This is a genomic window from Streptosporangium longisporum (assembly GCF_039534895.1).
Taxonomy (GTDB): Bacteria; Actinomycetota; Actinomycetes; order Streptosporangiales; family Streptosporangiaceae; genus Streptosporangium; species Streptosporangium longisporum.
On record NZ_BAAAWD010000006.1, the window covers coordinates 1,251,974 to 1,275,721 of the forward strand.

19 protein-coding genes are annotated in these 23,748 nt (G+C 71.2%); 10 read left to right on the forward strand and 9 right to left on the reverse strand.

Annotation, left to right across the window (positions count from 1 at the left end):
- Positions 1–10: 10 nt before the first annotated feature.
- Both ABD832_RS09790 and ABD832_RS09795 read right to left on the reverse strand, forming a co-directional pair.
- Positions 11–1,273, reverse strand: coding sequence for a nucleotide sugar dehydrogenase (locus ABD832_RS09790; protein ID WP_344891528.1), 1,263 nt, complete (start codon positions 1,271–1,273; stop codon positions 11–13).
- Positions 1,274–1,402: 129 nt separating this feature from the next.
- Positions 1,403–3,583, reverse strand: coding sequence for a glycosyltransferase (locus ABD832_RS09795; protein WP_344891531.1), 2,181 nt, complete (start codon positions 3,581–3,583; stop codon positions 1,403–1,405).
- A 56-nt stretch (positions 3,584–3,639) separates the two neighbouring features.
- Between ABD832_RS09795 and wecB the strand changes: the two genes are divergently transcribed.
- The 5 genes from wecB to ABD832_RS09820 all read left to right on the forward strand — a co-directional run bounded on the left by wecB (position 3,640) and on the right by ABD832_RS09820 (position 10,192).
- Positions 3,640–4,809, forward strand: a complete 1,170-nt coding sequence (gene wecB, locus ABD832_RS09800) for a non-hydrolyzing UDP-N-acetylglucosamine 2-epimerase (RefSeq protein ID WP_344891534.1) — start codon at positions 3,640–3,642, stop codon at positions 4,807–4,809.
- A 63-nt stretch (positions 4,810–4,872) separates the two neighbouring features.
- Positions 4,873–6,930, forward strand: a complete 2,058-nt coding sequence (locus ABD832_RS09805; protein ID WP_344891537.1) for a glycosyltransferase family protein — start codon at positions 4,873–4,875, stop codon at positions 6,928–6,930.
- A gap of 621 nt (positions 6,931–7,551) precedes the next feature.
- Positions 7,552–8,046 carry a DUF5753 domain-containing protein gene (locus ABD832_RS09810; protein WP_344893413.1) on the forward strand — a complete coding sequence of 165 codons (495 nt, stop codon included), beginning with the start codon at positions 7,552–7,554 and terminating at the stop codon, positions 8,044–8,046.
- Positions 8,047–8,074: 28 nt separating this feature from the next.
- Positions 8,075–8,311 (forward strand): DUF397 domain-containing protein, encoded by a 237-nt coding sequence (locus ABD832_RS09815; RefSeq protein WP_344891540.1) that lies wholly within the window; start codon positions 8,075–8,077, stop codon positions 8,309–8,311.
- Positions 8,312–8,689: 378 nt separating this feature from the next.
- A complete protein-coding gene (locus ABD832_RS09820; protein ID WP_344891543.1) occupies positions 8,690–10,192 on the forward strand; it encodes an ATP-binding protein in 1,503 nt (500 codons plus the stop codon).
- Positions 10,193–10,507: 315 nt separating this feature from the next.
- Here the strand turns inward: ABD832_RS09820 and ABD832_RS09825 are convergent, their stop codons facing one another.
- Positions 10,508–10,783, reverse strand: coding sequence for a GlsB/YeaQ/YmgE family stress response membrane protein (locus ABD832_RS09825; protein ID WP_344891546.1), 276 nt, complete (start codon positions 10,781–10,783; stop codon positions 10,508–10,510).
- Between the two features lie 442 nt (positions 10,784–11,225).
- Between ABD832_RS09825 and ABD832_RS09830 the strand changes: the two genes are divergently transcribed.
- A complete protein-coding gene (locus tag ABD832_RS09830) occupies positions 11,226–13,214 on the forward strand; it encodes an NAD(P)-binding protein (RefSeq protein WP_344891549.1) in 1,989 nt (662 codons plus the stop codon).
- A 104-nt stretch (positions 13,215–13,318) separates the two neighbouring features.
- On the opposite strand, the gene ABD832_RS09835 is transcribed toward ABD832_RS09830, so the two are convergent.
- On the reverse strand, positions 13,319–14,347 hold the full coding sequence (locus tag ABD832_RS09835) for an acyltransferase family protein (RefSeq protein ID WP_344891552.1): 1,029 nt from the start codon (positions 14,345–14,347) through the stop codon (positions 13,319–13,321).
- A 190-nt stretch (positions 14,348–14,537) separates the two neighbouring features.
- Positions 14,538–15,344 carry an SDR family NAD(P)-dependent oxidoreductase gene (locus ABD832_RS09840; protein WP_344891555.1) on the reverse strand — a complete coding sequence of 269 codons (807 nt, stop codon included), beginning with the start codon at positions 15,342–15,344 and terminating at the stop codon, positions 14,538–14,540.
- A 159-nt stretch (positions 15,345–15,503) separates the two neighbouring features.
- On the opposite strand from ABD832_RS09840, the gene ABD832_RS09845 reads away from it, so the two are divergent.
- The 4 genes from ABD832_RS09845 to ABD832_RS09860 all read left to right on the forward strand — a co-directional run bounded on the left by ABD832_RS09845 (position 15,504) and on the right by ABD832_RS09860 (position 19,551).
- A complete protein-coding gene (locus ABD832_RS09845) occupies positions 15,504–18,188 on the forward strand; it encodes a sensor histidine kinase (RefSeq protein ID WP_344891558.1) in 2,685 nt (894 codons plus the stop codon).
- On the forward strand, positions 18,185–18,580 hold the full coding sequence (locus ABD832_RS09850) for a roadblock/LC7 domain-containing protein (RefSeq protein WP_344891561.1): 396 nt from the start codon (positions 18,185–18,187) through the stop codon (positions 18,578–18,580). Before ABD832_RS09845 ends, ABD832_RS09850 begins: the two co-directional genes overlap by 4 nt.
- Positions 18,581–18,647: 67 nt before the next feature.
- Complete coding sequence (locus tag ABD832_RS09855; protein WP_344891564.1) at positions 18,648–18,995, forward strand: DUF742 domain-containing protein; 348 nt, start codon at positions 18,648–18,650, stop codon at positions 18,993–18,995.
- Positions 18,976–19,551, forward strand: a complete 576-nt coding sequence (locus ABD832_RS09860) for a GTP-binding protein (RefSeq protein WP_344891567.1) — start codon at positions 18,976–18,978, stop codon at positions 19,549–19,551. The genes ABD832_RS09855 and ABD832_RS09860 overlap by 20 nt, the downstream gene beginning before the upstream one ends.
- Positions 19,552–19,609: 58 nt before the next feature.
- Here ABD832_RS09860 and ABD832_RS09865 read toward each other — a convergent pair whose 3' ends face one another.
- The 4 genes from ABD832_RS09865 to ABD832_RS09880 form a co-directional block, all read right to left on the reverse strand.
- On the reverse strand, positions 19,610–19,981 hold the full coding sequence (locus ABD832_RS09865) for a DUF742 domain-containing protein (protein ID WP_344891570.1): 372 nt from the start codon (positions 19,979–19,981) through the stop codon (positions 19,610–19,612).
- A complete protein-coding gene (locus ABD832_RS09870; protein WP_344891574.1) occupies positions 19,978–20,367 on the reverse strand; it encodes a roadblock/LC7 domain-containing protein in 390 nt (129 codons plus the stop codon). The genes ABD832_RS09865 and ABD832_RS09870 overlap by 4 nt, the downstream gene beginning before the upstream one ends.
- 108 nt (positions 20,368–20,475) lie before the next feature.
- Positions 20,476–22,878, reverse strand: a complete 2,403-nt coding sequence (locus tag ABD832_RS09875; protein WP_344891577.1) for a sensor histidine kinase — start codon at positions 22,876–22,878, stop codon at positions 20,476–20,478.
- 141 nt (positions 22,879–23,019) lie between these two features.
- Entirely contained in the window at positions 23,020–23,670 is a 651-nt protein-coding gene (locus tag ABD832_RS09880) for a DUF998 domain-containing protein (RefSeq protein WP_344891580.1), read from the reverse strand.
- Positions 23,671–23,748 lie beyond the last annotated feature (78 nt).

Below are 23,748 nucleotides of genomic sequence, written 5' to 3' on the forward strand. Positions count from 1 at the left end.
CCCTCCGTCGCTAGAGCCGCTCGACGCGTGCGCCCTCGGCGAGCACGCCGCGGGTGTCGAGCACGAGCTTGCCTTGGTCCTCGACAACGGACAGGTCGAAGGCGGCGTGCTGCTGGAGCAGCAGCGTCACGTCGGCTTCGGCGACCGCCGTCGCGAGGTCTTCCTCACGTGTCACCTGGACGTCGTCGACCCGCCACTCCTTGACGTAGGGGTCGACGAAGACCAGTTCCGCACCAAGCTCCAGCAGCGCCCGCGCGACCGGCAGTGCCGGGGTCTCGCGCTCGTCGGCGATGTCGGGCTTGTAGGTCACGCCGAGCAGCGCCACCCGGGAGCCGTTGACGGGCTTGCGGTGCCGGTTGAGCAGGCGCTGCACGCGGGCCACCACGTACGACGGCATCCGCTCGTTGATCTCCTGGGCCAGCTCGACGAACCGGAACGGGTAGCCGAGCTTGCGCACCGTGTAGGACAGGTAGGACGGGTCGACCGGGATGCAGTGCCCGCCGACGCCGGGTCCGGGAAGGAACTTCTGGAAACCGAACGGCTTGGTGGCCGCGGCCTCGATCGACTCCCACAGGTCGACGCCCAGCTCGTCGCAGAAGATGGCCATCTCGTTGACCAGGGCGATGTTGACGTGCCGGTAGGTGTTCTCCAGCAGCTTGGCCATCTCGGCCTCGCGGGTGCCGCTGACCGGCACGACCTGCTCGACGAAGCGCGCGTAGAAGGCGACCGCGCGCTCCTTGCAGGCCGGGGTGTAGCCACCGACGACCTTGGGGGTGTTGCGCAGGCCGTACTTGGGGTTGCCCGGGTCGATGCGCTCGGGCGAGAAGGCGAGGTGGAAGTCGACGCCCGCGGTCAGGCCGGAGGTCTCCAGGATGGGACGGGCGACCTCGTCGGTGGTGCCGGGCCAGGTGGTGGACTCCAGGACCACCAGCGTGCCGGCGCTCAGGTTGCGGGCGACGGTACCGGTGGCGCCCTCGACCGACGACAGGTCGGGGCGGTGGTCCTCGTCCAGCGGGGTCGGCACGCAGATCACGACGGCCGCGCTGGACGACAGCACGGTCTCGTCCAGCGTGGCGGTGAACCCCGCCGCCAGCATGTGCTCCAGGTCGGCGTCGGTCAGGTCGTCGATGTAGGACCTGCCGGCGTTGAGGGCCTCGACCTTGTCCGGGTCGAGGTCCAGGCCGACGACCCGCAGACCCGCCGCCGTGGCCTCCTTGGCCAGGGGCATGCCGACGTAGCCCAGACCGATGACTGCCAGGTCGTAGGCAGTCACAGGATGACCTTGGAAAGCCGGAAACAACACTTCATGGTCGCAAAGGCTATCTCAAGTACGAACGAGCCACGCCTAATGCGATTGAACCCATCGCAAACGGACGGAATCCTCGTTACCAACACGAGACCATCAACCGGCTATCGACTGGTAGATGTCACGGTACGTCGCTGCGATGCGGCTCCACGTACGCTTGGCCGCCACCTCGGCCCGTCCGGCCTCGCCCATCTCGGCCCTGCGGGCCGGGTCGTCGCGGAGCCCGGCGATGGCCTTGGCCAGCGCCTCGGGGTCCCCCGGGGGCACCAGCATCCCGGCGCCCTCCGAGCCGACCAGCTCCGACAGGGCGGGCAGGTCGCTGAGCACGACCGGCTTGCCCAGCGCCATCGCCTCGACCGGCTTCAGCGGCGTGACCAGCCGGCACACCCGCAGGTCCTCGCGGGGGCAGACGAAGATGTCGATGGCGGCCTGCGCCTGCAGCGCCTCGTCCGGGCCGACGCGGCCGGGCAGGATCGCGATGTCGCCCAGCCCGAGCTCCTCGACCTGCTCCAGCAGGGCCGGGCGCTCGGCGCCGTCCCCGACGAGCAGCACCTTGACCGGCGCCCCCTCGTCACGCAGCAGCGCGGCGGCCCTGATCATGGTGGCGAAGCCCTCGTAGGCCACGATGCTGGAGACCGAGCCCATCACGATCTCACCGGGCTCGATGCCGTACGCGGAACGGAAGGCCGCGCCGTCGTACTCGGCGGCGAGCAGCGAGTCGTCCACCGCGTTCGGCGCGAGATAGATCTTCTCCCGGGGCACCCCGCGTTCGGCGATCTCCGTGGCCATCGTCTCCGCCAGGGTGACGACGGCGTCGGCCGAGCGCATGATGAACGCCTCGCGGTCGCGCTGCAGCAGGTGCCGCTGGCTGCCGACCCGCTTGGGGTCGCGGGAGGCCCAGGTCTCCTCCAGGAAGCCCCGGACCTCGTACACCATCGGGGTGCCGGTGCGCTCGCGGACCGCCAGCGCCACCGAGCCGTTGCGGTGGTCGGTCGCGGCGTGCAGCACCTGCGGCCGCAGCGTCCGCACCAGCTCGGTCACCTCACCGGCGCCCCGGATCATGCGCCCGTGGCTCTCGAAGGGCACCTCGCCGCTGGGGATCAGCCGGTGGTAGGGGATCCCGTCGATCTCCTCGTACGGCGTCGCGTCGGCGTGGCCCTGCATCATCGGCCAGCCCCAGCTCGTCACGACGTGCGGGTCCAGGCCTGCGGCCTTCTGCGAGGTGACGATCCGGTGCGTGCGCACGGTGTACCCGGCCTGCGTGTACGGCAGCGCGTTGGTCACGCAGTGCAGCACCCGGCCGGGGAACCGCTCGCCCACGATCACCTTGGCCTTGGGCGGGATCGGGTTCGGCTGGATCGCGGCCAGCTCACCCGCGTAGTAGGCCGCCCGGCGCTTGATGAAGGGGTACCGGGTGTGCGCCTGCAGCACCGCGACGGCCTCGGTCATCCGGCCGGAGTCGAAGTGCTCCTTGGCCTCGGCCCAGGGGCCCTTCACCATGCGCATGCCGAGCTTGCGGACGACGACCTTGGCGCGGCGCGCGACCGGCCAGGCGAACCGGCCCACGACCGGGCGGACGCGCGGCGGCAGCGTCTCGGCCGCGGCCTGCGCCACGCGTACCGGGTCGGACTTGACCTTCGTCACCACGACGCGGGAGACGATCACCGGGTGCTGGATGAATCCCCGCAGCAGGCCGCGCAGGCCTGCGCGGGACGACTTCGCCGACACCGAGGGGACGCCGGTCACCTGGGAGGCGTCCGCGACCGGTGAGACCGGCTCGACGGTGACCTTGTCGGGGTCGGCGTCGTCGAGGGGGGTCTCGGAGGGGGTGGGGGTGCCGGGGGCGTGGTCGTCGGTGTCCTGCGGGGTCGCGTCCTCGTCCTCGTCCTTGGTCTGGGGCGGGTCCGTGTTCGTGACCTGCGGCTCGTCCTCGTTCGGGGTCTGCGGCGCGTCCTCGTTCGGGTTGGCGGTGTCCGCTTCGGTCTTCGTGGACGGCTCGACGGCCGGGGACGTGGCCTCGACGACGGAGGACGACGTGGTCTCGGTGACCGGGGACGTCGTCTTGACGGCCGGAGACGTGCTCTCGGTGGCCGGGGACGCGCTCTCGACGGCCGGGGACGTGCTCTCGGTTACCGGGGACGTGCTCTCGGTGGCCGGGGGCGTCACCGGCGGGTAGGGGCTCGACGGAGCCGAGGGCGTCGTCCGGCCCGGTGGCTTCGCCGGGGCCGAGTTCGCCGGAACCGAGGGGGAGTCTGGCCTGCTGGCATCGGATACCACGCGGTGACCGTACCATAGGCAAGGTTTGCCCCACTGCCGCATGAAAGGCGAGGTCAATGAGGGACTTTGCCCATCCGGGTGCTGCTCAGGGCCCCGGCGATCCCCTCGTCCTGCACGTGCTCGGCGCGCGTCCCAACTTCGTGAAGGCCGCCCCGGTGGTGCGCGCGCTCGCCGCGGCGGGCGTACGACAGGGCATCGTGCACACCGGCCAGCACTACGACGCGCTGATGTCGGACGTCTTCTTCGCCGACCTCGGTCTCCCCGAGCCGATCGCCAACCTGGCCGTCGGTTCCGGCTCGCACGCCCGCCAGACGGCGGCCCTGCTGGTCGGGCTGGAGGACGTGATGACGGAGCAGCGGCCGGCGCTGGTCGTCGTCTACGGCGACGTGAACTCGACACTGGCCGCGATCCTCGTCTGCGCCAAGCTGCACGTGCCGACCGCGCACGTGGAGGCGGGACTGCGCTCCTTCGACCGGGAGATGCCCGAGGAGGTCAACCGGATCGTCACCGACGCCCTGTCCGACATCCTCTTCGCCACCTCGCCGGACGCGCTCTCCCACCTGGCCGCCGAGGGTGTCGACCCCGCCAGGGTGCACCTCGTCGGCAACCCGATGATCGACAGCCTCTTCTCCGCGCTGGACCGCCTCGACCCCGAGCCGGTCCGCGCCCGGCTCGGCCTTCCCAAGCGGTACGGGGTCGCCACCCTGCACCGTCCCGGCAACGTCGACGACCCCGCGTCCGCCAAGGAGCTGGTCGACGCCGTGCTGGAGGTGAGCGCGCGCCTGCCTCTCGTGGTGCCGCTGCACCCGCGCGGGCGTACCCGTCTGGCCGAGGCCGGGCTGGTGGACTCCGAGAACCTGCGCATCGTCGACCCGCTCGGCTACGTGGACTTCCTGTCGCTGGTACGGGGCGCGACGCTGGTCGTCACCGACTCCGGTGGCGTGCAGGAGGAGACGACCATGCTGGGCGTCCCCTGCCTGACCGTGCGGCCCAACACCGAGCGGCCGATCACCATCACGCACGGCACCAACCGGCTGGTCACCCCCGCGCAGCTGCCCGCCGCCGCCGACCGGGCGCTGGCCGACGGGGCCGTGACCCCCTCGGGCGAGCTGCCCCCGCTCTGGGACGGCAAGGCCGGTTTCCGGATCGCCCGGGTGATCGAGACCTGGCTGCGCGGTGGCAACCTCTCACCGGCCGGGCAATCCGTATCGCCCAAATCCCTCTAAAGCGTCTATTCGGGTACGGCCGAAGCCGTACCCTGGCACGACCCCGGACAAAGGCGATTCCCCATGAGCGAAGAGACCCCCGAAGAGCCGAAGTTCCAGCGTCTCGGGCCGATCAACTGGCTGCCCGAGGAGCGCAAGACCGTCGAACGCTTCGAGGAGCGTGTCCGGGACCTGGAGCGGCGCCTGGCCATCGCCGAGGCCAAGGCCGAGTACGCCCAGTGGAAACTGGAGTCGACCAAGGTGCAGCGCCCCTACCGGGTGGCCGAGGCGCTCACCGCGGCCAAGGGGTCGGGGGTCACCGCGCTGCCCGGCAAGCTGCGCTCGGCCATGCAGGCGCAGCGCGGGCCGAAGCCGCCGCGTCCGGTGACCGAGGTGATCGAGGAGCTCGACCGGCAGGGACCGTCGGTGGACGTGCCGGAGGTCAAGTGGCCGGCCGGGCCGATCGTCCGTCCCGATCTGAGGGTCGCGGTCATCCTGGACGACTTCTCCCGGATGGCGTTCCGCTACGAGTGGGACCAGATCGAGTTCGGACTCCGCGACTGGCCGGAGATCTTCGCCGAGCGGCGCCCGGAGCTGTTGTTCGTGGAGTCGGCCTGGTACGGCAACCAGGGCCGCTGGCGCTACCAGATGACCGGGACGAACGCCCCCAAGGCGGAGCTGCGCGCCCTGCTCGACTGGTGCCGCGCCGAGGGGATCCCCACGGTCTTCTGGAACAAGGAGGACCCGCCGAACTTCGACTTCTTCATCAACACGGCCAAGCTGTTCGACCACGTCTTCACCTGCGACGGTGACATGGTCCCCCGCTACCGCGAGGTGCTGGGGCACGATCGGGTGGACGTGCTGCAGTTCGCCGCGCAGCCCCGGGTGCACAACCCGATCCAGGACAAGCGGGGACGCGTGCACGACGTCGTCTTCGCGGGCATGTACTTCCGGGACAAGCACCCCGAGCGCCGCGAGCAGATGGAGACCGTGCTCGCCCCGATCCGCGAGCTCGGCCTGCACATCTTCGCCCGCAACGGGACCGTGGACGAGAAGTACGCCTGGCCCGAGGAGTACGTCCCGCACATCGTGGGCGAGCTCCCGTACGACCGGATGCTGGCCGCGTACAAGATGTACAAGGTCTTCCTGAACGTGAACTCGGTGCTCGACTCGCCGACCATGTGCGCTCGCCGGATCTTCGAGCTGTCGGCCTGCTCGACGTCGATCGTCTCGGGCTGGTCCCGCGCCATCGAGGAGACGTTCGGGTCGCTGATCCCGATCGCCCGTGACGAGCTGGAGTCCTACAACCAGGTCCTGCACCTGATCAACAGCCCCGAGCTGCGGGCGCGGCAGGGGCATCTGGCCATGCGCGAGGTGTTCGACAAGCACCTGTTCTCGCACCGCGTCGACCAGATCCTGACGGTTCTCGGCAGGCCCGTGCAGCAGCGGACCCGGTCGATCTCGGTGGTGCTGCCCACCAACCGCGCCTCCCAGATCGAGCACGCGATCTCCTCGGTGGCCCGGCAGATCCACCGGCCCGTCCAGCTCATCATGGTGCTGCACGGCCTGGACATCGATCCCGTGGTGGTGGCCGACAAGGCGCGGATGGCCGGGATCACCGACGTGGTGGTGCTGCCCGCCGACCGGTCGCTGTCGCTGGGCGCCTGCCTGAACATGGGCATCGCCGCGGCCGAGGGCGACCTGATCGCCAAGATGGACGACGACAACCTCTACGGCGAGCACTACCTGTCGGACCTGGCCCGCGCCTTCGACTACTCCGACGCCGAACTGGTCGGCAAGGGCGCGCACTACGCCTACTTCGAGGGCAGCAACGCCACCATGCTGCGCCTGCCGGGGCTGGAGCACCGCTACGCCTTCCTGGTGCAGGGCGGCACCTTTCTCGGCAAGGCGGACATGTTCCGGCACTACGGGTTCGAGGACATCACCCGGGGCGAGGACACCCGGCTGGTGCGCCGGTTGAAGGAGGACCGGGTCAAGATCTACTCCGCCGACCGGTTCAACTTCGTCTACTGGCGCAGCGGTGACGCGGGCATGCACACCTGGCAGGCCGACGACATCAAGCTCACCCGCAACGCGCAGTTCTCCTTCGCGGGGCATCCCGAGGACCACGTGATGATCTGACCTTCGCGGTCGGCTCGTCCGTCGGGCCAGGTCTGTGGGTGGTCGATTCTCATGATCTGTTGGGATTCTTCCTGTCGGGTGAGAACGATCCCAACAGATCATGGCGATGGGCGGGATCGGCCGCTCCGGGTGTGGGTTCGCGCTCCGGTGGGCGGGTGCTCCGGGCGGCCGTTGTTGGTGGCGGTCCGGTGGGTTCAGGCCTCCGGCCTGGCGGGCGCGCTGGTTACGGACTCTTACAAGCCGCCCGGAACACCCACCCACCTCCGCGCACGCCTGTTCCCGCCGTACGCCTGCGGTCCGTAGCGGCTCTCTCACGGGCCGCCCATCGGGCTCTGCGACGCTGAAGCGACCCGTACGGGGTCGTCCAGGGCTCGTCGCCGTAGCTGACGCGTCCGTGCGGGAAGGAGCGCAGGGCCGCTCGCCGTGAGCGTCACATCTCGTCGTACGAGATGTTCCTCAGTGCGGTTCGTCGTACTCGACCGTCCGGGTACGACCTTGCTCGTCATGGTTCGAGGGCTTCTCGGGAGACGATGACCGGTCAGGTGGGAAGAAGGCCGCTTCCGTCGGCCGTGATGTGGAACCATACGGCGGTTCCCGCATGGGTGTCATGGAGCCGCGTCGATACAGACCTACCAGCCCCAACTGGTTCCCGGCATTCTTCAGACCGAGGCGTATGCCCGTGCCGTCATCGAAGCCGATAAGCCTGGCACCCCACTTCAGGAGATCGACAGGCTCGTCGACCTACGCATGGCACGGCAGAAACTTCTTACTCGATCGAACCCGCCGGAGCTGTGGGCGGTGATGAGCGAAGCGGTCCTGCGACACGTCGTCGGCAGCTGCGCGATCATGCGGGAGCAACTGCTCAGGCTCTACGACGCGCGACACCTCGCAGGCGTCACTCTCCAGACACTGCCTTTTGCCGGAGGCGCCCATCCCGGGATGCTCGGCCCTTTCCACCTCCTGGAGTTCCCCCGACCGTCTGATACTCATGTCGCTTATGTCGAGTATCTGACGGGCTCCATGTATTTGGAAAAACCAGAGGAAGTGCGTAGTTATAGACTTTTTTTGACCATATTCGCGCGGCTGCCCTACCGCCCAGCACGTCCGCTGCGCTGATGAGTTCGGTCATAGCGGAGATGACTTCATGACCGCAGAAGAACGTGAACCGCGAGCTCTCGCCGACCTGTCTCAAGCCTTCTGGCGCAAGAGCAGCCTCAGCGGCAACGGTGGGGCCGACTGCGTCGAAGTCGCCTCCCTTCCCGGCTCGGTGGCCGTCCGTGACTCCAAGAATCCTGGTGGCGCCGCACTCGCCTTCTCCACGGGAAGCTGGACCACCCTCCTTGGCCGCGTCAAGAGCGGAGACTTCGACACACGCCCCTGACCGAAGGACCGGTTCGACGACATCTCGGGCATGGGGAAGAGCAGAATGTCCCCATTCCATGAGGGACGGTCGTTCTAGCCTGGGTGGATATCGATCGAGCTCAGGCTCGCACCCGGTCTGGCCACGCTCGTGGCCACCCGTCGTTTCCCTGACGCGTCCGGCGACGGCCCGATCCCGGAGCGGGTGGTCCGCGGGGTTGATCGCCATCCCTCTGGGGGCTGATGTTTCCCGCGTCTTGTTCGCCTAGATTCCCTCCGACGTGATCGTTGGCAGGCGGGCGACGGGCCACGCGGACGGGAACGAGGCGTGGCCGGGGTGGGTTCGCCGGTCCTCGTCCCGGGGTCGTTGCCCGGATTTCCCCTCGGGAGTGACGTGTCCATGAGCAACCCGGAGTACGCGGCCGACCTCGCCTGGCGGGGGGTGCTGGAGGAGGCGTTGCGGGCCGCCCGGACCGTCGCCGACGACTGGCTGAGGGCGTGCCGCCTGACGGCACTGGTACCGCACGTGGAGGGCACGGCCCGCGGGGAGCTGATGGAGGAGATCCTGCGGACCGTCCGGGCCATCGCCGACGAGGTGTACCGGTCGCGTGCGCTGACGATGGCGGCCGGGTGGCTGGACACCGCCGGGCTGGAGGAGTCCCTGCGGATCGTCGAGACCCTCACCGACGAAGGGCTCCGGTTGTCCCTGCTGGCCGGCATGACCGAGCACCTCACCGGGTCCGCCCGGCACGAGGCCGTGGAGCGGGTGCTGCGGGCGGCCCGGGACACGACCGACGAGGATCGGCGGGCGCGGTCGCTGGAGTCGGTGGCCGGCCGGCTCGACGACCCCTCCCAGAGGGAGGAGGCCGTACGGATCGCCGGGACCATCAACGACGGAGGCTCCCGGGCACGGGTGCTGGGGATGATCGCCGAGCACACCGAGGGCGCCTCCCGGCAGGAGCTCCTGGACAGTGCGCTGGGGGCCGCGCGCTCCCTCGACGACGCGGGGAGCAGGGGGTACGCGCTGGTCACGGTGGCCGAGAGGCTGGACGGGGCCGCTCGGCGCGAGACGATGGAGGAGGCGTTGCGGGCCGCGCTGACCGTCACCGGCGGCAGCAGCCGGGCCCACGCGCTGCTCTCGGTGGCCGAGAGACTGGACGGGGTCGCCCGGCGCGAGACGATGGAACGGGCACTGGAGGCCGCGCTGACCGTCGCCGACGACGAGGACCGGTCGCATCTGCTGCTCGTGCTGGCCAGGAGGCTGGACGTCCCCGTCCGGGCGGACCTCGCCGGGCGGGTCGGCCCTGCCGTCACCCATCGGGTGAGCCGGGCCGAGGCGCTGGCGGCGCTGGTACGGAACACCGAGGGCGCCGTCCGGGAGGAGATCCTGGAGGAGGCCCTGAACACCACCCGGATCATCGTCGACAAGGTGGCCAGGGCGAAGGCGCTGGCCGCGGTCGCCGAGCACCTGGACGATCCCGCCGACCTGGACAAGGTCTGGTGGGTCGCCCTCACCGCGCTCCTCGACGGGAAGGGCAACGCCAGGGTGCTGACGATGCTGGCGCGGCGGAGCCGGAGCGGGAGCGAGCTCCGCCGGCGGACGCTGGGGCGGGTCCTGGAGCTCGTCGCCTCTCCCGACAACGAGTGGTACCAGCTCAATATGCTGACCGCGGCGGCCGAGTACCTGGAGGACGCGGACCAGCTCGAGCGGGCTTTGGGGATCGCCGCGTCCATCACGCACCAGTGGGGCCGGGCGACGGCGCTGGTCGCGGTGGTGAAGCGGCTGCGGGATCCCGCCCGCCTGGAGGAGGCCCTGCGGGCCGCCCGGTCCGTCACCGAGGACAAGAGCCGGGCGATGGCGCTGACGGCGGTCGTGGAGCGGCTTCGGGAACTGGAACGGTAGGCGGAAGGGCCGGACCCGTCCGGCCCTCGCCCGCGGACGCCCGGCGCCGTTCCCCGGTCGGCGTGGCGGCGGTCTCCCGGCGGCCCGCGCCGGGAGACCGACATGTCGCCGGTCCCGCCCCCGGTGGAGGGCGGGCGTGCTGACGCGTGTCGCCGCATCGGTGTCCGGAGGAGCCGTGGTCGCGTACGGGCCGGTGTGCACGCGACGACGCCCCCGCCCGGATGACTCCGGGCGGGGGCGTCGCGGTGCCGGGGGCGGTGGTCTCCGGATTCCCTCGGGATCTCCCCTGGGGAACCGGCCGCCCCCGGTCACGGATTAGCGGACGCTACCCCGCCTGCCGTACAGGCTCACCGCCAGGATGACGCCGATGGCCGCGAGAGCGATCTGGATGAGGATCTCGATCCAGTCGATTCCCGTCGTGCTGGAGACCCCGAGGGCCCTGGCGATCGCGGTGCCGATGAGGGCCGCGACGATACCGATCACGATGGTCAGCCAGATCGGGATGCCCTGCTTGCCGGGCACGACGAGCCGACCCAGGAAACCGATGATGGCACCGATGACGATGGCGGTGATGATGCCGGTGACTGTCATGTTCCACGCTCCCTGTCTGCTCAGCTGCCAGGCGTATGCCCTGGAAAAGAGGAACAACACATCACGGAGTGATCTCAATCGGTAGCGGCCGGTCACGGAACCGTCACGGGGCCGTCCATTCCGCCTTCGCGTCGGCGTGGCTCCGGGGTGACGATCGTCGGTGTCAGGGTGCGGTACGGCCGCCGGATACGGGTGCGAAGTGCTGGTATGCGAGGGATGAGGAGAGTGAGGGGCATCGGCCGCGCGGGCTCGGCCACCGAGAGCGTGACGTCGCCGGAGAGGGCGAGAAGTGCGGGGTATTTGTACCTTTTAGGGGATTTTTGCTTAGCGATTGTATTTATGGGAGGCATGTCGTAGAAGAGCGTTAATAGGGCGGGTAAAGATTCTCGAAAAGTACAGCGCGGCGGCCAGCGTGATCCCTCCGGATCAGGAGGATCGCCTCATGACCGATCCTCACGAGATCAATCCGAGTAAGGCTCTGGAACTCGGCATGGACCGGCACATCCCCCGCCAGGACTGCTTCGACGGGGTCGTCGTCCCGGACCGGATCGCGGCGTTCCCCTCGTCCGGGGACAGGGGCGGGGAGGGGAACAGGGGCGGGGGCGGGGGCGTTCTCGCGCGTGTCCATGGGCCCGATGGCGTCGACGGCCCCCGCCCGTTGTCCCCCGCGGACCCGTGCGACGGGACCACGCGGCCGCCGAGCCTGTCGCACGTCCTGCGCGACCCTCGGTTCCGGCCGTCTGCGGGCACGTCGGAGCCCACCGGCGAGCACTACGACCTGGTCGTGGTCGGAGCCGGGGTCAGTGGCGTCAGCGCGGCGTACCGGTGGCTGGACCGCGCTCCGGCCGCGCGGATCCTGATCCTGGACGACCACGACGACGTCGGCGGGCACGCCCTGCACGGCGGGCCTCGTCCGGGCGGTGGGAAGGGACCTGCGGGCGCGTACGGCGGGGTGCGGTCCGCCGAGAGGCCGCCGGCGTGGACCCCGGAGGGCAGGGAACTGCTCGGCAGGCTGGACATCCGCGCCCGCAGGCCCGGCAGGCACGCCGCCCCCGCCTCGTCCCCGGACGCGCCGATGCACGACGCCGTCTTCTGCGACCGGGAGACGTTCCCCTCCGAGAGGCTGGTCGTGCTCGCCCCCGGCGAGCGCGCCGGGCGGTGGATCACCGAGCTCCCCGTCGCCGCGCAGGCCCGCGGGGATCTGCTGATGCTGTACCTCGACCCGCCCGACTGGTTTCCCGGGCTGTCCGCCGAGGAGAAGCAGGAACGGCTGGCCCGGATGACCTACGCGGGTTTCCTCAGGGACGTCTGCGGGGTCCATCCGGACGTGCTGACGTTCGTCGCGACCATGCCGGGCGAGCGGTGGGGGTACGGGTCCGACGCCCTGGGCGCCATCGACGCCTGGGGGGACGCCGACGAGTACCGCTACCCGGGTTTCGCCGGGCTGGGGCTCGACAGGTCCGCACCGTCCCGGTACAACTCCCCCACCATGATCAAGGAGTGGGGGACGGAGAGGCCGCGCTCCTGCCACTTCCCCGGCGGCAACCAGGCGATCATCCGGACGATGCTCGCCCGGATGGTCCCGGGTTTCGCCACCGCCACCGGCGCGGAGGGCATCACCACCGCGACCTTCGACCACACCGCGCTCGACCGGCCGGGGAACCGCGTGCGCGTGCGCCTGTCCAGCCCGGTCGTCTCGGCGGCCAACGACGGCCCCGCCGGTACGGCCGCCTCGGCCACGGTCGGCTACGTCGACGGCCCGCGGGTGAGGACCGTCCGGGCCCACAATGTGATCATGGCCTGCTGGAACTCCGTGATCCCCCACCTGGTCGGCGACCTGCCGCCCGCGCAACGGGCGGCGCTGCACCGGGCCGTGAAGGTGCCCCTGCTGCGCGCGACGGTCCGGCTCCGCCACCGGCGGCCCTGGAAGGAGCTCGGGATCGGGCACGCCCGTTTCACCGGGGCCTACTGGTGCGCGGCCGGGCTCGCCCCTCCGGTCCGGACCGGCGGCCACCGGCTCGCGGACGGGCCGGACGACCCGGCCACCGTGCACATGGCCGCGGCCCTGGTCACCCCGGGTGTGTCGCCCGCGCGGGGCTCGGTCTCGGGGCGGTACGCCCTGATGGGGACGCCGTACCGGTACCTGGAGTACGGCATCCGCGACCAGCTGGCCCGGCTGCTCGGCCCCGCGGGGTTCGACCCGGCCCGCGACATCCAGGCGATCACCGTCAACCGGTGGGGCCAGGGCTACGCGCCCGAGTACGCCACCCCGTGGGACCTGGCCTTCTACCCCGACGGGCACCCGCCCGCGGCCACCGCCCGCCGGACGCACGGCCGGATCGCGATCGCCAACTCCGACTCCGTCCCCACCGCCCGCGCGGACGCGGCCATCACGGCGGCCTACCGCGCGGTCGCGGAGCTTCAGGGCTGAGGTGCGGGGCGGGGTGTGGGACGGGGTCCGGTTTCTCCCGCCGGTCTTCTCAGGCCGGTTTCTCCGGTCGGTCGTCTCACGCGGGTCGTCTCCGGTCGGTCGTCTCAGGCGGGTCGTCTCAGGCGGGTGAAGGCCCAGCTCATGTCCGGTTCGACCGCCCAGTGGGTGGCGCGCCGTATCGGTGCCGTGCACAGCAGGGCGGCGAGCCCGACCCCGAGGAACGCCACGGCCGCCACCCCCGGCACGGTCTGGGCCCAGTCCCCGTAGAACCGCTCGGCGACCTTCACCACCAGGCCGTGCAGGAGGTAGGCGTACATGGTGGCCGCTCCGAGGCCCGTGTACAGGGTGCGCCGGGCCGGGGTGACCGCCAGGAAGGCGGCGACGAGGAGCGCGCCCGCGGCCAGGATGCCGAGGCGGATCAGGCTGCCGGTGAGGTCGTCGACACCGATCGCGTCGTTGGCGTGCCGCCAGCGGATCCACTCGGTCTTCACGTGCGTGTGCAGGACGAACGCCAGCGCCGCCCCCGCGGCGAGCGTGACCGCCCCGGCGACCCGCACCCACCGGCGCCGCAGCCACTCGAAGTGCTCGGGACGCAGCATGAGCCCGAGCACGTAGAACGGGAGCAGGCCGAGGGTGCGGTTCATCGACAGCTCGTCGGGGAGCCGGCTCATGCCCGACAGCAGCGACAACCCGACCGCCACCACGAGCGGCCACCGGAGCTGCTGCCAGACCGGGGTCGACAGCCGCCACAGGAACAGCGACATCAGGAACCAGGTCAGGTAGTACGGGTCCAGGAGGCTGATGTCGAGCTTGCCGTACAGGACGAGGCGGGGCAGCGAGTAGAGCAGCTCGAAGATCACGTACGGCACGGCGAGCGTGCTGATCAGCTTGCGCGCCTTGCCCGACGAGAAGGTGAAGTTCCGCGACAGGTAGCCGCTGAGCACGATGAACAGCGGCATGTGGAACGTATAGACGTAGAAGTAGGCCGCATGCGCGACCGGCACGTCCCGCAGGTCCTCGATCAGGTGGCCCGAGACGACGAGGGTGATCGCCAGGAACTTGGCGTTGTCGAAGAAGGGGTCCCTGCCCGCGGCGGGCGGGAGGACGATCCGCAGCGGGGTTGCGACGCTCACAACCCTCGGACCGTAGTCGCGGTCCCCGAACGCCGGGCGAACGGCCGGTGACCTTCGGGAGGCGGCCGTCCGGCCGGTGGTGGTCGTCCGGCCGGTCCTGGTCAGGCGGCCGGTGGCGGTCAGGTGGCCGGTCCTGGTCAGGTGGCCGGTCGTGGTCAGGCAACGGCGGCGGTCAGGCGGCCGGTGGTGGTCAGGCTACGGCGGCGGCGCTGGCCTCCCACAAGGCGCGGGCCAGCCCGGGGTCGCGCATCCTGCCGGGGACGGCGGCCGGGGCGCTCCTGGCGAAGTACCGTCCCGGGTGGTCGGCACCGTCCGGGTGGGTGGCGAGATGCACCATGGTGCTCGCCCCCTCCTCCACGCTCTGCCCCATGCCGGGCACGTTCTTCACCATCCACATCATGAACGTCGCCGGGGCGAACTCCGTCTTGATCACACCGGGGTGGAAGCAGGTCGCGGTGACCCCGGTCCCCTCCAGGCGCCGGGCCAGCTCGACCGTGAAGAGGGCACCGGCCTGCTTGGAGTCGCCGTACTGGAGCCAGCCGCTCCAGCGGCGCCGGTCGCGGTTCAGGTCGGAGGGGTCCAGCCGCCCGGTCTTGGCGGCCCGGGAGGTGGTGGTGATCACCCGGCTCCCGATGCGGTCGAGCAGCAGGTTCGTCAGCAGGAACGGGGCCAGGTGGTTGACCTGCATCATCGTCTCGTGACCGTCCGCGGTGCGGGTGCGCTCGGTGGTCATCACGCCCGCGTTGTTGACCAGGACGTCGATCCGCTCGTAGCGGGAGCGCAGCTTCGCGGCCAGCTCGCGCACGTCGTCCAGGCGGGTGTGATCACAGGTGAAGGTGTCCGGGGTCACCCCGCCGGCCGCCCGCACCCTCTCCGCCACCCGAGCCGTCTTGCCGGGATTACGGCCGACCAGAACGACCCGCTGCCCCCGCCTGGCGAGCTCGACCGCGGCCGCCTCACCGATTCCGGCACTAGCCCCTGTAATCACACTAATCATCAGATCCTCCCCTGCGCAGAAACCTTATTCGGTGCTAGTCTCCTGTGCGATCTTCCGGAGGCGTATCCATCCCTAAAGCGGCACGAGCCTCCACACGCTCAGAGGTTGGGACGAGTGGACATGGGCTCAAGAAACCGCTCGATTCGGTTCAAGATTTTCTTGCTGCTGCTCCTGCCGCTGCTCTCACTGAGCGCGCTGTGGGGATTCGCCCTCAACCTGACCATCGGTGACGGCATCTCCCTGCTGAGGGCCAACAGCCTCTACCAGTCGGTGGGCCTCACCTCGACCGACCTGGGCCTCCAGCTGCAGGCCGAGCGGACGCAGTCGTCGGTGGCGATCAGCTCCCGGGTCCTCACCAGCGGGATGGGCGAGCAGCGCGCCCGCACCGACAGCTCGGTGGAGGCGTTCAGGAAGGCCGCCGTCACCGACGATTCCGACAGCCCGGAACTGCGCAACTCGCTGAACGAGCTGCTCCGCCAGCTCGACAGGCTGCCGAGCATCCGCTCCGGCGTCGACAGCGGACAGCACTCGCGACTGAACGTGCTGTCGAACTACAACCAGATCCTCGACTCGGTCTTCCTGGTCTACCACCAGATGACCGCGGTGCCCGACCTGTCGATCTTCCAGCAGGCGTCGGCCATGCACGGGATGGGCAACGCCCGCGAGATGATCGCCCGGGAGAACGCCCTGGTCAGCGGGGCACTGATCGACTACCGGATGACGCAGGAGGAGCGCAAGGCCTTCGGCGAGTACGTCAACACCCGGCGCTTCCTGCACAACCGCGGGGTCGCCTCGCTCGACCCCGAGCTGGGCAAGGCCTACCGCGACACGTTCCGCTCCTCGACCTTCAACAGGTTCATCGACCTGGAGAGGGCCATCGCCGGGGCGACCGGCGACCGGCTGGCCCCGGAGGCCGCCAGCTGGAAGGCGAGCACGAACGAGGTCTCGGCCTGGCTCGACCGGGTCAACCTCGCCTCCGCCAAGCTGCTGGCGGAACGCGCGCAGGGGGTGGCCACCGACATCCTGATCCGGATCGTGATCGCCGGTGGCGTCGGCCTGATCGCGGTGGTCGCGTCGATCATCATCTCGGTCCGGTTCGGCCGCCGCCTGGCCTCCGAGCTGGCCGGGCTCCGCTCGGCCGCCCTAGACCTGGCGGACGTGCGGCTGCCCCGGGTCGTGGAGCGCCTGCGCCGCGGCGAGGAGGTCGACGTGCGGGCCGAGGCGCCGCCGATCCAGGCGGGCGGCTCGACCGAGGTGCGCGACGTGGCCCACGCCTTCGGCTCGGTGCAGCACACCGCCGTCGAGGCCGCCGTCGGCCAGGCCAACCTGCGACGCGGCGTCAGCCAGGTCTTCGTGAACCTGGCCCGGCGCAAGCAGAGCCTGCTCCACCGCCAGCTCACCCTGCTCGACAGCATGCAGCGCCGGGCGACCGACCCCGACAGCCTGCACGACCTGTTCCGCCTGGACCACCTGACCACCCGCATGCGGCGGCACGCCGAAAGCCTGATCATCCTGTCCGGCGCGGCGCCCGGCCGGTCGTGGCGCAGGCCGGTGCCGGTGATCGACGTGCTGCGGGCCGCGATCGCCGAGGTCGAGGACTACACCCGGGTCAACGTGCTGCCGGTGGCCGACGTCTCGCTCGACGGCACCGCGGTCGCCGACATCACCCACCTGGTGGCCGAGCTGATCGAGAACGCCACGATCTACTCGCCGCCGCAGACCACGGTGACCGTCCGCGGCGACGTGGTGGCCAACGGGTTCGCCGTCGAGGTGGAGGACCGCGGCCTGGGCCTCACCTCCGCCGAGTACGAGGCGATCAACCAGCGGCTGGCCGACCCGCCGGAGTTCGACCTGGCCGACAGCGACCGGCTGGGCCTGTTCGTGGTGGGCCAGCTCGCCTCCCGGCACGGCATCCAGGTCATCCTGCGCGGCTCGCCGTTCGGCGGCACCACGGCGATCGTGCTCATCCCGCGGGCCGTGATGGCCCAGCAGGACACGCCGCTCACCCTCACCGCGCAGCGGACCTCCTACACCGCCGAGCACGTGACCGGGCGTCCGGGGGGATCGTTCGAGCCCGCCTCGCGGGAGGCGCTCCCGGCCCTGCCGGGCGGTCTGCCCAACGGCAACGGCCACGGCAACGGCAACGGCCTGCCGAACGGCCACGGCAACGGCCGGCCCAACGGCAACGGGCAGCCGGACGGCACCGGTCTTCCGCGCAGGACGCGGACCGCACCGGCCGCCCAGCCGATGGCGGCCCCCTCCCTGAGCGTCGTCAGCGACCTGCCGCACCGTCCCCCGTCCCCGGACCTTCAGGAACGGCCCGGCCCGGACGCCGGACGCGAGGCGGTCTGGACGCCCTCCGCTCCCGCCGCTCCCACCCGTCGGGCGCCGTCCCCGGCCGCTCCCTCGCACGCCCCCTCACACGCTCCCTCCCATCGGGCGCCCTCCGCCGCCGACGCGCTCCTCGCCGGGGCCGCGCCCCCGGAGACGTCCTCGGGGACGTCTCCGGGAACGGCGCAGGCTCCCCCGGGGACGTCGGCCGAGGCCCGGCCGCACACCACCGGTGCGAAGGGCTGCCCGGCGGCGAACCCGTCGTCCGTGCGGCCCCCCTCCGGACCGGGCGGCCTGCCCCGCCGGGTACGCCAGGCGAACCTGGCCCCCCAGCTCCGCCAGGAGGGCGAGGCGCCCGCCGAACCGGAGCCGATGGTGGAACCGGGCGAGGAACGTTCGCCCGAGGAGATCCGCGCGATCTTCTCCGCCTTCCAGGCGGGCGCCCGGCGCGGTCGCGAGGAGCGGAACAATGAATCGCCAGATCACACGACAGGCGACAAGGGGGAAAATTGACCAACACCGGCGAGTTGAACTGGCTCCTCGACGACCTGATCGGCAGGGTGGGCGCGGTGCGCCAGGCGGTGATCCTCTCCACCGACGGCCTGGCCGTCGGCTTCTCGAAGGGGCTCAGCCGCGAGGACGCCGAGCATCTGTCCGCGGTCGCCGCAGGGTTCCAGAGCCTGGCGCGCGGTGCGGGACGCCACTTCGGCGGCGGCGAGGTGCGCCAGACCATCGTGGAGATGGAGTCGGCGTTCCTGTTCGTCACCGCCGCCGGTAAGGGCACCTGCCTGGCCGTGCTGAGCAGCTCCGACGCCGACGTCGGTCATGTCGCCTACGAGATGGCGATGCTGGTCAAGCGGGTCGGCCAGCACATCTCCGCCAATCCCCGCCAGGGTCTGTCGTGAGCGGCAGACCCTGCGGGCGCGCCTCCCGCGGACCACTGGGCCCCTCCTCCCGACGCCGGAGGCCCGGATGACGCACTGGATGGACGAGGAGGCCGGACCCGTCGTCCGGCCGTACGCGCTCATCGGGGGTCGCACCCGCTCCTCCGGCGACACGCTGGACCTGGTCGCGATGGTCAGCTCGACCCGCACCCATCCGTCCGGGGGATTCGTCCCCGGGCCGGAACAGGAACGCATTCTCGCCATGGTCACCACCCCCACCTCGGTCGCCGACGTCGCCTCCGACCTGAACCTGCCGCTCGGCGTGGTCAAGGTCCTCCTCGGCGACCTGAAGGACCACAAGCTCATCTCGATCGGGCGCGCCTCCGCGAGCGAGCGCATTCTCAAGGAAGTGATCAATGGACTTCGGGCCCTCTGACGAACCCGTCGCCCTCAAGATTCTCATCGCGGGCGGCTTCGGGGTGGGCAAGACCACGCTCGTGGGCGCCATCAGTGAGATCCGCCCGCTGCGCACCGAGGAGGTGCTCTCCGACCGCGGAATCGGCATCGACGACGTCGACGGTGTCGAGGGCAAGACCACCACCACGGTCGCGATGGACTTCGGCCGCATCACGATCAGGGAGGGGTTGGTCGTCTACCTGTTCGGCACGCCCGGCCAGGAGCGGTTCTGGTTCATGTGGGACGAGCTCTCCTACGGCGCGCTGGGCGCCGTGGTGCTGGCGGACACCCGGCGGCTGACCGACTGCTTCCCGTCCATCGACTACTTCGAGCAGCGTGGCACGCCGTTCATCGTGGCCGTCAACTGCTTCGACGGCGCCGACCGGCACGAGGCCGAGGACGTCCGGGTCGCCCTGGACCTCGACGCGGACGTGCCGGTGCTGCTGTGCGACGTCCGTCGCCGGGTCTCGGCGAAGACGGTCCTGGTGACGCTGGTGGAGCACTCGCTGAAGGTGCTGACGGCCAGCCAGAGCTGAGGCGGGCCGGAGCCGAGGCGGGCCCGCAGCCGGCGGTCGTCACCGGGGGCCCGCCGGGTCACAGCGCCCGCAGGCCGCTGATCAGCTCCTTCAGCAGGCTGTCCGCGGGCACCGAGGCGGCCGGGATCGGCGACCGTACCAGGATGAGTCCCTGGTCGAGCAGGTCGCCCAGCAGGACCTTGACCACGCCGATCGGCAGTCCCGCGTCCGAGGCGATCTCCACGATCGGCCGGGCCCGCCTGACCAGGCCGAGCAGCCTGCGGTGCTGCAGTCCCAGGTTCGCCGCGGCCGGGATCGGCGCCCCGGTCGCCACCGCCATCGAGAGCAGGTCGAGCGAGGAGGAGGACGCCCTGGTGCGTCCCCCGGTCATCGCGTAGGGGCGGACGACGGGACCGGCCTCCTCGTCGATCCACTCCACGTCGTCGGTCACTGCCCGGCCACCCGCGGTCCGGTGGCCAGGTGCTGGCCGACACGGGTGACCAGGCGGGCCATCTCGTACGCGATCAGGCCCACGTCGGCGGCGCCGGTGGTCATGACCGACAGGCAGCTCCCCTGCCCGGCCGGGGTGACGAAGAGGAAGGCGGAGTCCATCTCCACCATCGTCTGCCGTACCGTCCCGCCGCCGAACTGCAGGCTGGTGCCCTTGGCGAGGCTCTGGAACCCGGAGGCCACCGCCGACAGGTGGTCGGCGTCCTCCTTGGACAGCCCTCGGGACGAGGCCATCATCAGCCCGTCGTTGGACAGGATCAGCGCGTGCGAGACGTCCGCCACGCTCGTGACGAAGTCGTCCAGAAGCCAATACAGCTCACCCGGCACGTGATCGAACCCCTTCCCCTGTGATGATCTCGTTGACCGCCGGCCCCCGCCGGCCCGATGACCCCGGTCCCGCCGGTCCGTCCTCGCGGTCACCCGCGTGGTCCCGGTTCACCGCGTGCCACCTTCGTCCTCGTCCTCGGCCCGGCCACGCCGCCAGCCGGACTGCAGGGCGCTCATCAGCGCCCGGGCCTCCTCCGGGGAGCGCCGCTCCTCGGCCCCCGACCCGGACGGGCCGGGGACGGGGTCGGGCCGGGGCGGCAGGTTCGCCCGCCGCACCCTGCGGGGCAGGTCCCCGTCGGCGCGCCGCACCGGCTTCCACAGGTCCGCGGGGATCGGCACCGAGGGTTCCCCGGCGTCCGCGGGCGCGTCCGTCCGGTCCGGTTCGCCGGTCCGCGCGAGCTCCGCGAGCTCGGCTGGTTCCGCGAGCTCCGCGGGTTCCGCGAGCTTCGAGCGCTCCGGGGCGTCCGGCAGGTCCGTGGGGTCCGCTGCTCGGACGGGTCGTCTGGCGAGTTCCGTAAGCTCCGCCGGTTCCGTTCCCCGGGCGAGGCCGGCGGAGCTCGTGGGCTTCGCCGGGCCGGTGCGGGTGGGCAGGACGGTGAGCAGCGGCGGCTCCAGCGGCGGATCGACGGGCTCGGGGTCGCCGAGCAGCTCGGCAGGGAGCAGGACGACCGCCCCGGTCCCGCCGTACGGCGAGGCGCGCAGCCTCACCTCGATGCCGTACCTGGCGGCCAGCAGCCCGACCACGGCGAAACCCAGCCGGTCGGTCTGGGCCGGGTCGAACTCCGGCGGGCTGGCCAGGCGCTCGTTGATCGCGTCGCGTTCGCCCGCGGTCAGTCCGAGTCCCCTGTCCTCGATCTCGACGGCGAAGCCCTGGCCCACGGGCTCGCCGCGGACCGAGACCTGGCTCTCCGGCGGGGAGAAGACCGTGGCGTTCTCCAGGATCTCGGCGAACAGGTGCATCATGTCGGCGACGGCGTTGCCGACCAGGGTGGTGCCGCCCATGGGGTAGATCCGTACCCGGGTGTAGTCCTCGACCTGGGCGGCCGACCCGCGCAGCACGTCCTCCATCGGCACCGAGGAGCGCCACCTGCGGCCCGCAGCCCCTCCGGACAGGATCACCAGGCCCTCGGCGTGGCGGCGCATCCGGGTGGTGAGGTGGTCGAGCCGGAAGAGGTTCTCCAGCGCCTCGGGGTCCTCGGCGCGCTGCTGCATGCCGTCGAGCAGCTTGAGCTGGCGCTGCAGCAGCGACTGGCTCCGCCGGGCCAGGTTGCGGAACGCCTGGGAGACGCCCTCGCGCAGCCTGGCCTGTTCCACCGCGGCCTCGACCGCGCTGCGCTGGACGCTGTCGAACGCGGCGGCGACGTCGTGGATCTCGGAGGTGCTGCCCACCCGTCTCAGCGGCGGCGCCTCGGCGGCCACGTCCACCTTCTCGCCACGGCGCAGCCCGCTCATCACCCGGGGGAGCCGGGTCCCGGCCAGTTCCGCGGCGGCCCGGCGCACGGCGGCCAGCTCCCGGGTGACGCCGCTGCCGATCCGGTAGGAGACCAGGAGCGACGCGACGACCGCGACGAGGCCGATCAGCCCCACCACGCCGGCGCGGACGAAGACGCCCGCGGCCGCGGGCGCGGCCCGCTCGACGAGCTCGGGGGCCACGGCCGCCAGGGACCGCTGGTAGGCGGCGTCCAGCGCGTCTCCGGCGCGGCGCCAGTCGGCGGACGGCACGCGGGCCCCGGACAGCAGCCGGTTCTCCAGGGCGGTGAAGCGGGCGTACGTCGAGGAGGCGACCATGTCCGAGAAGGGAGCGCGCAGCGCGGGGTCGAGCTCCGGCATCGCCTGTTCCATCAGGAAGACCCGGTTGGCGGCGAGCCGGTTGAACAGCCGGGCCTCGGTCTCCGTCATCGGCCCCTTGAGGGCCATCGCACCGGCCGCCAGCGCCCGCTCGCGGCTGAGCAGGTCCATGGCCTGGGTCATCATCGTGACGCCGCGGGACTGGCGGTAGAGCGGGAGGTCGTTGTTGAGGCTCAGGGTGTTGAAGAGCCTGCGCAGCGCGTCCGGCAGGCGGGCGAACTCCTCGGAGAGCCCCACCGGGCCGATCCGCCCGTCGTCGATCCTGGCGCGGACCGCGTCGAGTGCCTCCACCTGCCTCATCAGCTCGGCGTGGCGCGTCCGCATCTCCTCGGACATCTTCGAGCGTGCCGCCTCCCCGGCGGTCTCGCGCCGGAAGCGGTCCCGCGCCTGGTCGGTGACGGCGCGCTGTCCCACCATGGTGGCGTGGTCGGCGTCGGAGCGGGTGGCCAGGAACTCGGCCGACAGGATGTGCTCACGTTGGACCGCGGTGCCCAGCTCACCGGCGGGCTTGCCGACGGACTCGTACAGGGTGCCGACCGAGAGCAGGCTCACCGAGTCGCCGACCGTGGTGATCGTCGCGAAGCTCCAGATCGCCACCAGCGAGGTCAGCGGGATGACCAGCAACACCGAGATCTTGAACCGGATGGATGTGCTCGATGCCATGTCACCTCAGCGGCTCGCTCTCGGATCGCCGGGGTGGCCCCCGGTCGGTCTCTAGATCGCCGACGAGAATAGCACTGGCGGCTTCTCCTATTTGTAGCCCATTTGTGACATGTCATGAAATAGGTACGGGAGGGGGAAAAGTTAGCTCAGGACGGCGTGCGACGCCGGAGCGGTGTTCCGCACCAGGCTCAGCCGGGCCAGCGTGACGGCCTGTACGCCGGTCAGCGCGGCCCCGGTCGCGACGAGGCTCCACTCGACGAGGCCGATGAGCACCCCGTGGCCGGGAAGCGCCACGTAGGTGAGCGCCAGCAGGCCGAATCCACCGGCCAGGGCCAGCCACTCCACCACCCTGGCCACCGGCCGCCACCGCTCGTCGGCGTTGAACCGCGCCGCCATCAGGCCGCCCGCCGCGGGCATCGCGACGAACGCGGCGACCGCCACGAGGTGATGCGCGTCGGCGATGCCCTCCATGGCGGACGCGGGCAGGACGGCGGGCAGCGCCGCGACGACGACCAGCCCCGCGCCCCAGACCAGCGTCAGCCGCTCGGCGAGCAGGCCCACCCGCGCCTTCGCCGCCCGCAGACCGGCCACCACGGCGAGGGCGGCGATCCCGAGCGACACCAGCGCGAACCCGGTCGCCCCGCCACTGTCCAGCGCGACGTACCGGCTGACCGTCAGGTCCAGCGGTCCGGCGTACGGGACCGGGGAGATCTGCGCCACGACGGCGGCCGCGGCGGCCATCACGAGTCCGGCGCATGCGATCAGGGGGTAGAGCCTCTTCGACGCGAGCATGGGTCAAGACTGTCCCCCGGAGGGGGTTTCAGACATCCGGCGGCGTCCCTGACGCGACCCTGAGCCACCCCTGAGACG

What these genes read in the sequence shown, in the direction of transcription:
- wecB (WP_344891534.1), top strand. Translation starts at nt 3,640, where the DNA reads ATGAGGGACTTTGCCCATCCGGGTGCTGCTCAGGGCCCCGGCGATCCC.
- ABD832_RS09805 (WP_344891537.1), top strand. Translation starts at nt 4,873, where the DNA reads ATGAGCGAAGAGACCCCCGAAGAGCCGAAGTTCCAGCGTCTCGGGCCG.
- ABD832_RS09815 (WP_344891540.1), top strand. Translation starts at nt 8,075, where the DNA reads ATGACCGCAGAAGAACGTGAACCGCGAGCTCTCGCCGACCTGTCTCAA.
- ABD832_RS09820 (WP_344891543.1), top strand. Translation starts at nt 8,690, where the DNA reads ATGAGCAACCCGGAGTACGCGGCCGACCTCGCCTGGCGGGGGGTGCTG.
- ABD832_RS09825 (WP_344891546.1), bottom strand. Translation starts at nt 10,783, where the DNA reads ATGACAGTCACCGGCATCATCACCGCCATCGTCATCGGTGCCATCATC.
- ABD832_RS09830 (WP_344891549.1), top strand. Translation starts at nt 11,226, where the DNA reads ATGACCGATCCTCACGAGATCAATCCGAGTAAGGCTCTGGAACTCGGC.
- ABD832_RS09840 (WP_344891555.1), bottom strand. Translation starts at nt 15,344, where the DNA reads ATGATTAGTGTGATTACAGGGGCTAGTGCCGGAATCGGTGAGGCGGCC.
- ABD832_RS09855 (WP_344891564.1), top strand. Translation starts at nt 18,648, where the DNA reads ATGACGCACTGGATGGACGAGGAGGCCGGACCCGTCGTCCGGCCGTAC.
- ABD832_RS09860 (WP_344891567.1), top strand. Translation starts at nt 18,976, where the DNA reads ATGGACTTCGGGCCCTCTGACGAACCCGTCGCCCTCAAGATTCTCATC.
- ABD832_RS09875 (WP_344891577.1), bottom strand. Translation starts at nt 22,878, where the DNA reads ATGGCATCGAGCACATCCATCCGGTTCAAGATCTCGGTGTTGCTGGTC.
- ABD832_RS09880 (WP_344891580.1), bottom strand. Translation starts at nt 23,670, where the DNA reads ATGCTCGCGTCGAAGAGGCTCTACCCCCTGATCGCATGCGCCGGACTC.